Annotated in this window: 9 protein-coding genes; 6 read left to right on the forward strand and 3 right to left on the reverse strand. The window is 58.1% G+C overall.

Annotated features, from left to right (window positions below):
- Both rlmD and cysM read right to left on the reverse strand, forming a co-directional pair.
- On the reverse strand, positions 1-1,218 hold a 1,218-nt coding region (gene rlmD / locus ACXWUF_RS14580; RefSeq protein ID WP_458495376.1), incomplete at its 3' end, for a 23S rRNA (uracil(1939)-C(5))-methyltransferase RlmD.
- 2 nt (positions 1,219-1,220) lie between these two features.
- Positions 1,221-2,123, reverse strand: a complete 903-nt coding sequence (cysM, locus tag ACXWUF_RS14585) for a cysteine synthase CysM (protein ID WP_458495377.1) — start codon at positions 2,121-2,123, stop codon at positions 1,221-1,223.
- A gap of 75 nt (positions 2,124-2,198) precedes the next feature.
- Between cysM and trhP the strand changes: the two genes are divergently transcribed.
- The 6 genes from trhP (at position 2,199) to ispH (ending at position 6,701) form a co-directional block, all read left to right on the forward strand.
- Positions 2,199-3,545 carry a prephenate-dependent tRNA uridine(34) hydroxylase TrhP gene (gene trhP, locus ACXWUF_RS14590; RefSeq protein WP_458495378.1) on the forward strand — a complete coding sequence of 449 codons (1,347 nt, stop codon included), beginning with the start codon at positions 2,199-2,201 and terminating at the stop codon, positions 3,543-3,545.
- A 22-nt stretch (positions 3,546-3,567) separates the two neighbouring features.
- Complete coding sequence (locus tag ACXWUF_RS14595) at positions 3,568-4,047, forward strand: hypothetical protein (RefSeq protein ID WP_458495379.1); 480 nt, start codon at positions 3,568-3,570, stop codon at positions 4,045-4,047.
- A complete protein-coding gene (locus tag ACXWUF_RS14600) occupies positions 4,034-4,453 on the forward strand; it encodes a hypothetical protein (RefSeq protein WP_458495380.1) in 420 nt (139 codons plus the stop codon). Before ACXWUF_RS14595 ends, ACXWUF_RS14600 begins: the two co-directional genes overlap by 14 nt.
- A 195-nt stretch (positions 4,454-4,648) precedes the next feature.
- Positions 4,649-5,134, forward strand: a complete 486-nt coding sequence (rraA, locus tag ACXWUF_RS14605; RefSeq protein ID WP_458495381.1) for a ribonuclease E activity regulator RraA — start codon at positions 4,649-4,651, stop codon at positions 5,132-5,134.
- Entirely contained in the window at positions 5,131-5,703 is a 573-nt protein-coding gene (locus ACXWUF_RS14610) for a cob(I)yrinic acid a,c-diamide adenosyltransferase (RefSeq protein ID WP_458495382.1), read from the forward strand. The genes rraA and ACXWUF_RS14610 overlap by 4 nt, the downstream gene beginning before the upstream one ends.
- A gap of 59 nt (positions 5,704-5,762) precedes the next feature.
- Positions 5,763-6,701: a 4-hydroxy-3-methylbut-2-enyl diphosphate reductase gene (ispH, locus tag ACXWUF_RS14615; protein WP_458495383.1), complete on the forward strand. Its 939-nt coding sequence runs from the start codon at positions 5,763-5,765 to the stop codon at positions 6,699-6,701.
- 73 nt (positions 6,702-6,774) lie between these two features.
- Here ispH and ACXWUF_RS14620 read toward each other — a convergent pair whose 3' ends face one another.
- On the reverse strand, positions 6,775-7,587 hold the full coding sequence (locus tag ACXWUF_RS14620; protein WP_458495384.1) for a hypothetical protein: 813 nt from the start codon (positions 7,585-7,587) through the stop codon (positions 6,775-6,777).
- Between the last annotated feature and the right edge of the window lie 421 nt (positions 7,588-8,008).

Raw genomic sequence — 8,008 nt, forward strand, 5'->3', positions numbered from 1 at the left:
TGCCAAGGTGGAGGGGTTACAGGACACATACACGATCCGGCCCGCCCGCCATGTCGGGATTCCCGCTAGCACTTCCTCCGCCCCGGCCCGCGACGGATCGAGCAGAATCTTGTCGTAACGGCCCGCCGCCCACGGCTGGCCCGCCAGCGCTTGAGTCAAATCGGCGACGTGGAATTCCACATTGCCTAAGCCATTGCCGATGGCATTCTGCCGGGCGCGTTCCACCGCGTCCTTGCCGCCTTCCACGCCGACCACGAAGGCCGCTTTCCGGGCAATAGGCAGCGTGAAATTACCGATGCCACAGAACAGGTCCAGCACCCGGTCATCCGGCTCCGGGGCCAGAATCTCCATCACCCGCGCCACCATCTTGCGGTTGATTGCGACGTTGACCTGGGTGAAATCGGTGGGTTTGAAGTGGAATTCGACGCCTTGCTCCGGCAAGGCATAGCTGAGCATCGGTGGGTTGTCCGGGTACAAGGCCGTGACCGAATCCGGCCCGTGCCGTTGCAGGTGGATGTCGAAGCCGAAGTTCACGCCGAACTCCCGGAACCGCCGCAAATCATCCTCGGTCGGGTCTTCCAGTACCCGGAACACCAGGGCGGCGCGTTCATCGCCCAAGGCCACCTCGATTTGTGGCACGCGGTCCTTGAGGCTTAGTTCGCCGATGAGTGCCGACAAGTCGCGCAGCCGCGCGCCGACTTGCGGATGCAGCACGGGGCAGGCATCCAACTCGGCGACGTAAGGGCTGGACCGCTCGCGGAATCCCACCAGCACCCGGCCCTTCTTCGGCACGTTCTTGACCCCGAGCCGGGCCTTATGGCGATAGCCCCAAGCCGGGCCAGTCAGCGGCGGGAACAGCGGCACGGTGTCGATTTTGCCGATGCGGCGGAACTGTTCGACGAGCAGCGCCTGCTTTTCCTCGATCTGCGCCGCGTCGGCCAAGTGCTGAAAACTGCATCCGCCGCACACGCCGAAATGCGGGCAGCGCGGCTCGACCCGGCCCGGCGCGGCTCGCAACACCTCGACCACCTTGCCCTCGGCGTAGTCGCGGCGGATGTCGGTGTAGATGAAATTGACTTCCTCGCCCGGCAAGGCGCCGTCGATGAACACCGCCTTGCCGTCCACGCGGGCCACGCCGCGTCCATCGTGGGTGAATGAATCCACCACGGCCCGCACCGCCTCCGGCGGCAGGGACTTCTTGCGTCCGCGATAACCCATGCTTAATCCGGGAATACACCAGTGGAAAGATAACGGTCGCCCCGGTCGCAGATAATCACCACGATCACCGCAGTCTTGACCGTCTCGGCCAAGCGCAAGGCCGCGTAGACCGCGCCGCCCGAGGAAACCCCGGCGAAGATGCCCTCCTGGGCCGCGAGCTGGCGGGTGGTTTCCTCCGCGTCCTGCTGGCTCACCTCGATGATCCGGTCAACACGGCTGAAATCGCAGATTTTCGGGAGGTATTCCTTCGGCCAGCGGCGGATGCCGGGGATTTTCGAGTCGCCCTCCGGCTGCACGCCGATGATTTGCACGCCGGGCTTCTTCTCCTTGAGGAATTGGGACGTGCCCATGATGGTGCCGGTGGTGCCCATGGAACTGACGAAATGCGTGACCGTGCCGCGAGTGTCCCGCCAAATCTCCGGGCCGGTGCCCTTGTAATGGGAGCGTGGGTTGTCCGGGTTGGCGAACTGGTCGAGGATTTTGCCTTCGCCCCGGGCCTCCATGGCGCGGGCCAAATCAATCGCCGCCTCCATGCTGCCAGCGGCGGGCGTCAAAATAATCTCGGCGCCATACGCCTTCATCGACGCCCGCCGCTCGGCGCTCATGTTGTCCGGCATGATGAGCGTCATCCGATAGCCCTTGATGGCTGCCGCCATGGCGAGGGCGATGCCGGTGTTGCCGCTGGTGGCCTCGATCAGCCGGTCGCCGGGCTTGATTTCGTCGCGCTCCTCGGCTCGCTGAATCATGCTGAGGGCCGGGCGGTCCTTGACCGAACCCGCTGGATTGTTGCCTTCCAGCTTGGCGAGAATGGTGTTGCGGGTCTCGCCGGGCAAGCGTTGCAACCGGACCAGGGGCGTGTTGCCGACAAAAGATTCAATGGTCGGGAAAACCAGGGCGGGTTTCATGAGGGGATATTCCTGAGCGTAGCGGTCAACGAGGGGGTAAAATTAGCCGAATTCTACCATTTCACAATTCATGCCATGCGGAAACCGGAATTGCTGTCCCCAGCGGGCACGCTAAAAAACATGCGCTACGCTTTCGCCTACGGTGCCGATGCTGTGTACGCCGGGCTGCCCCGTTACAGCCTGCGGGTGCGGAACAACGACTTCTTGGAAAAGAACCTCGCCGTGGGCATCGCCGAAGCACACGCGCGCGGCAAGACTTTTTATCTCGCCACCAATGTCCTGCCCCACAACAGCAAGGTTAAAACCTTCGTGCGGGATTTGGCCCCCATCGTCGCCATGGGACCGGACGCCCTCATCATGGCCGATCCGGGACTCATTCTCATGGCGCGGGAAGCCTGGCCGGACATGCCGATTCATTTGTCGGTGCAGGCCAACACGGTCAATTACGCGGCGGTGCGGTTCTGGCAGTCGGTTGGGATCAAGCGGATCATCCTGTCGCGGGAGTTGTCGCTGGACGAAATCGCCGACATCCGCCAAAACTGCCCGGATATGGAACTGGAGGTCTTCGTGCATGGCGCCTTGTGCATCGCCTATTCTGGGCGTTGTTTGTTATCCGGTTATTTCAACCACCGCGACCCGAATCAAGGCACCTGCACGAATTCTTGCCGTTGGAAATACGACATTCAGCCCGCCGAGCAGAACGCCGAGGGCGATTTCGTACCCAATCCAGGGCGGCTCTCCCTGGCCGATTTGAACAGCGGGTTGACCGATTGCGGCAACCAGGAGCGCCATCCGCTGGCCGACCAGGTGTATTTTCTGGAAGAGGAAAACCGGCCCGGTGAACTCATGCCGGTCATGGAGGACGAACACGGCACCTACATCATGAACTCGAAAGACCTCCGCGCCGTGGAGCATGTGCGGAAGCTGGCCGAGATCGGCGTGGACAGCCTCAAGATCGAGGGCCGGACCAAGTCCCATTATTACGTCGCCCGCACCGCGCAGGTCTACCGGCGGGCCATCGACGACGCCGCCGCCGGGCGGGAGTTCAACCCGGAACTGCTGGGTGTGTTGGAGAATCTCGCCCAGCGCGGCTACACCGATGGCTTCTACGTGCGGCATCACACCCAGGATTATCAGAATTACATGCGGGGCTACTCGCAAAGCCACCAGCAGCAATTCGTGGGGGAAATCACCGGCTTCGACGCGGAAACCGGCAAGGCGGATGTTCTGGTCAAGAACAAATTCGCGGTGGGCGACCGGCTGGAATTGATACTGCCGGAGGGTAATCGGGATTGGGTGTTGGAGGCGATGGAGGACCGGGCGGGGAATCCATTAACGGAGGCACCGGGCGGCGGCTGGGAGGTGCGGATACCGTTGCCGGTGGAAGCGACGGAGTTTGGGTTGATGGCGCGGTATTTGTAGTATCTTTGAGAGAGGATGACGTATGAATGAAGATATAACGCAACAGCGCGACGAATTTCTGGGGCGAGTTAATCAGTTATTCCTAGATATTGAAAGCTGGATTCAACCCACCGAACTTAAATTAGTTAAAAGCAAAACTTTCATTCTGGAAGAACTGCTTGGCTCTTACGAAGCTCCGAAACTGATAGTGCGAACCCCGCAAGGCAAGGAGATTGCCGAAATCACACCTATCGGTCGATGCATTCTCGGAGCTAATGGCAGAATAGATATTAAGGGTTCATACGATAACATAGGCATCGTTCACTTGGACCAAGGTGGACCCAAGGCTATTATCACCGAACATAACGGAGACCGCGAATTTACAAGGGTTAGTTATTTCTACAAAGGCATAGATGGTGCAGGTTGGTATTGGATAGAAGGCAAGCTGGGCAAGGGATACAAATTCGACAGGGAATTATTTTTCGATCTGCTCTCCGAGGTCTCGGATTATGAGCGGCCATAGTTCCATAGATGAAATATGGCAATCCTATCAAGTATCGTTGGACTGTTTGAAAATAGCGACAAGGAGTATTGATAGGAACCAAGCTGAGCTTTTAAAGAAGACTAATTTTCTCGGTCACAGCATCCCTGAAGCTAGGCTGCTCATTGATGTCAGCCGAAGCAATGCAAACGATTATGTGATTCTCTCTATGTGGGCAATATTTGAGAGACATCTACTGCATTTTCTGGCTTGTGAAAGTCAAAAGATGCTGGATTTAAATCCATCAAAATTTAATTTGTCGGTACACCATAAAATCGAAGCTGACCTTGAATTTTGGAGAATTGATGAAGTGCTGGATGTTTTTAAAGCCATGGTTAGCCCAGATTTGATTGGTCAAGCAAAACAAGTCAAAAAATATCGGGATTAGGTGGCCCATAAAAATCCTAAAAAACCGCCCCAGACAGATATTCTTCCTATAACCGCTTATAAAGTGTTATCGAAAATCCTGAACGAATTGGAGCGACACGCCGATTTGGTTAATGTGTCCCCTCTCCCTCCTGAACAAGCTCCCGCTAGATAGCGCCCTCCCCGGCAACACCAATCCTACCCTCTGGAAACTACTATGACCTTCAAAACCCCCGACCTCTGCGACCAATTCGCCGACACCCATCATTTGCAAATCGCCGAGCCGATCCTCCGCCCCTTCGGCGGCAAGGCGTCATTCTCGGGCCGCGTGACCACGCTGAAGGTGTTTGAGGACAATGTGCTGATCCGCAAGACCTTGGCAGAAAAATCCGAGGATGGCGTGTTGGTGATCGACGGTGGCGGCTCGCACCGTTGCGCCTTGCTGAGCGGCGATCTGGCGAAGCTGGCCTTCGTCAATGGCTGGCAGGGCATCATCGTGTATGGCTGCATCCGGGACTCGCTGGAAATCAACGCCCTGCCCATCGGCGTCCGGGCGCTGCACACCCACCCATTGAAAAGCCACGAGCGCGGCACCGGCGAGCATGACACGCTCATCACTCTCGCGGGCGCCAATTTCCGAACCGGCTATTACGTCTATGTTGACGAGGATGGCATCGTGGTTTCCAACGATAAACTGGTGTGACCGTGGGACATCGGCTCTCGAAAATCTACACCCGCACCGGCGACACCGGCAGCACCGGACTCGCCGACGGCAGCCGGGTCGAGAAGGATTCGCCCCGCATCGCGGCGCATGGCGACCTGGACGAATTGAATAGCTACATCGGACTCGTGATCGCCGAAGGCATCCCCGCTCCGGTCAGCCATTGCCTCAGTGAAATCCAGCACCTACTGTTCGATCTGGGCGGCGATTTGTGCATTCCCGGGCGCCAGACGATCTACGCTGAACACGTCGGCTGGCTGGAAGCCTGGCTGGATTACTTCAATGACGATTTGCCGCCCCTCAAGGAATTCGTGCTGCCCGGCGGCAATCGGAGCGCCTCAAGCTGCCATGTCGCCCGGACAGTGTGCCGCCGCGCCGAGCGCACGCTGGTGGCGCTATCCCGGAGCGAGTCGGTTGCCCTAGCCGCCCTGGCCTTCGTGAATCGCCTGTCCGATTTGCTGTTCGTGCTGGCGCGGGTGCTGGCCCGCCAGAACGACGGCCAGGAAACCCTCTGGCAGCCATTACGCCCACTCGCCCCGGCGCCGCGTTGATTCGCGCCCCGCTACGTGTGAGAATTCCCGAGCTTTTTACTCAGTCAAACGGTATCCCCATGGAAATCATACTCGCCAACCCCCGAGGCTTCTGCGCCGGCGTAGACCGTGCCATTGAAATCGTTGACCGCGCCATCGAGGTGTTCGGCGCCCCCATCTACGTGCGCCACGAGGTCGTCCACAACCGCTACGTCGTGGATGGCCTGCGCCAGCGGGGCGCGGTGTTCGTGGAAGAACTGGATGAGGTGCCCGGAAACTCCACCGTCATTTTCAGCGCCCATGGCGTGTCCAAAGCCATTCAGCAGGAAGCCAAGGAGCGCAAGCTCCAAGTGTTCGACGCCACCTGCCCGCTGGTGACCAAGGTCCACATCGAGGTCCACCATCACGCCAACCAAGGCCGCGAAATTGTCTTCATCGGCCACGCCGGGCACCCGGAGGTCGAGGGCACCATGGGCCAGTACGACAACCCGGAGGGCGGCATTTATCTGGTGGAGTCGCCCGCCGACGTCCAAACCCTGACGGTCAAAAATTCCGATAATCTTGCCTACGTGACCCAGACCACCCTGTCCATCGACGACACCCAGGCGGTGGTGGAGGCGCTCAAGGTTCGCTTCCCCACCATCTGCGGCCCCAAGAAGGACGACATTTGCTACGCCACGCAGAACCGCCAGGATGCGGTGAAAAAGCTGGCGGCGCACTGCGATGTGATTCTGGTGGTGGGATCGCCGAACAGTTCGAACTCGAACCGCCTGCGGGAAATCGCGGACAAATTGGGGAAGCGCGCCTTCCTCATCGACAACGCGGAGCAGGTCCAGCGGGAGTGGGTGGCGGACGCGACGAGAATTGGCGTCACGGCGGGCGCTTCGGCCCCGGAAGTGCTAGTGACCGAAGTGGTCGCCAAGCTGAAGGATTGGGGTGGCGTCGCCGTCACCGAGAATCAGGGCATTGAAGAAAAGGTGGTGTTCTCCTTGCCCAAGGAGCTGCGGCGCTCCGCCTGAGCGTCCCGCAAAGGAGCGCGGCCATCTTGGCCGCGACCGGGCGGGACGTCCGCGCTCCTTTGATTCGGCTTTTCTAATTCGGCTTTTCCGGCTTGAACAAACGCCCACGCAGAACCTGAAGAAAACCGGAATCGGAAGGCTTGGATTTGATTCCCGACGACGGCACCTCCTCCAAAATAAATCGTTGCTCCAATTCGCGCTGTTGCGCCTTCTCCTTGGCGACGGCCTGCCGCAACCGCTCACGGGCCTCGCCCGACATTTCCTGGCGCCCCAGAAATCCCCTTTTGCGCAGCAGATAATGTCCTAGATCGTCCAGCCAGTTCTCATCCACCACGGCGTATCCAAAATAATATTCCCGATGGTTCAGGTTCTCGAAGTTATAGCTGTAGACCCGGATGCGGGAGAATTCGATGTCGGCCTCAAACGATAGCCAAGCCCGCACCTGCAATTTGGCTTGAAAAACGGTGGCGGTGATTTGTCCCAAGGAATCGCGCAGGGGCCAATCGCTGAACATCACTTGGTTGGCGGTTAGAAACTGACGCAGTTCCTCGGCCTTGCCCGGTTCAACCGTGAACTTTTGTTCATTGGGCATGGCCCGGACACATTGCAGAGTCACCTTCCTCGGGGTTTCGTGGCGGTCGATATAAATCCGATAATCCCCCTGACGGAAGTTATCCGTCTTGCCCAATCCCGGAATATCGTACTCGACCGTCACAATCCATTTCACCTCTTCCAAATGCTTAAGCATTTCCACAAGATAGCGATGGATATCAATGAGACGGGGCGCAATATCGCTGCGGTAGATTTTCTCAAGTTCGGCCTGCCTCTCCTCCTCGTTTTCCTTAGCCAGCCGCGCTTGATCCGCCTCCCGCTTTAAATCATCCAAAAGTCCCACAATTCCTCCCGCTTCCCGCGCATAAAGCTAAATAATCCACCCACATAGGCGTGAACAAACCAATTTTATCCATGACCAGAGCGCTGGTTATTCGTGGCATCTCATTCTTCGATGCGTCCCATCAAGCGTAGCTCAATATTTCTGGGTATACCGATACTTCAAGGCGAGTACGACCAAGGCCAAAACGAGCGTGATAGCGTTGGCGATAATAATGGGCGTCGCGTTCAGGGCCAGACCATATAGCAGCCAAAGCGATACCCCCAGGCTGAACAATAGAGATGTTCCCAAGGTGCTATAAGTATACTGTTCATAATTGTTACTTCAAAGTCCACAGGGTAAAATCAAGCCCAAGTCCCTACGATCCTTTCTTAATGGCGCTTCCACGATGATTTTTACCAGCCTTAATGACATC

Source organism: Methylomagnum sp. (assembly GCF_054333355.1).

Coding starts and splice junctions, on each gene's coding strand:
- cysM (WP_458495377.1), bottom strand. CDS start 2,123: ATGAAACCCGCCCTGGTTTTCCCGACCATTGAATCTTTTGTCGGCAAC.
- trhP (WP_458495378.1), top strand. CDS start 2,199: ATGCGGAAACCGGAATTGCTGTCCCCAGCGGGCACGCTAAAAAACATG.
- ACXWUF_RS14595 (WP_458495379.1), top strand. CDS start 3,568: ATGAATGAAGATATAACGCAACAGCGCGACGAATTTCTGGGGCGAGTT.
- ACXWUF_RS14600 (WP_458495380.1), top strand. CDS start 4,034: ATGAGCGGCCATAGTTCCATAGATGAAATATGGCAATCCTATCAAGTA.
- rraA (WP_458495381.1), top strand. CDS start 4,649: ATGACCTTCAAAACCCCCGACCTCTGCGACCAATTCGCCGACACCCAT.
- ispH (WP_458495383.1), top strand. CDS start 5,763: ATGGAAATCATACTCGCCAACCCCCGAGGCTTCTGCGCCGGCGTAGAC.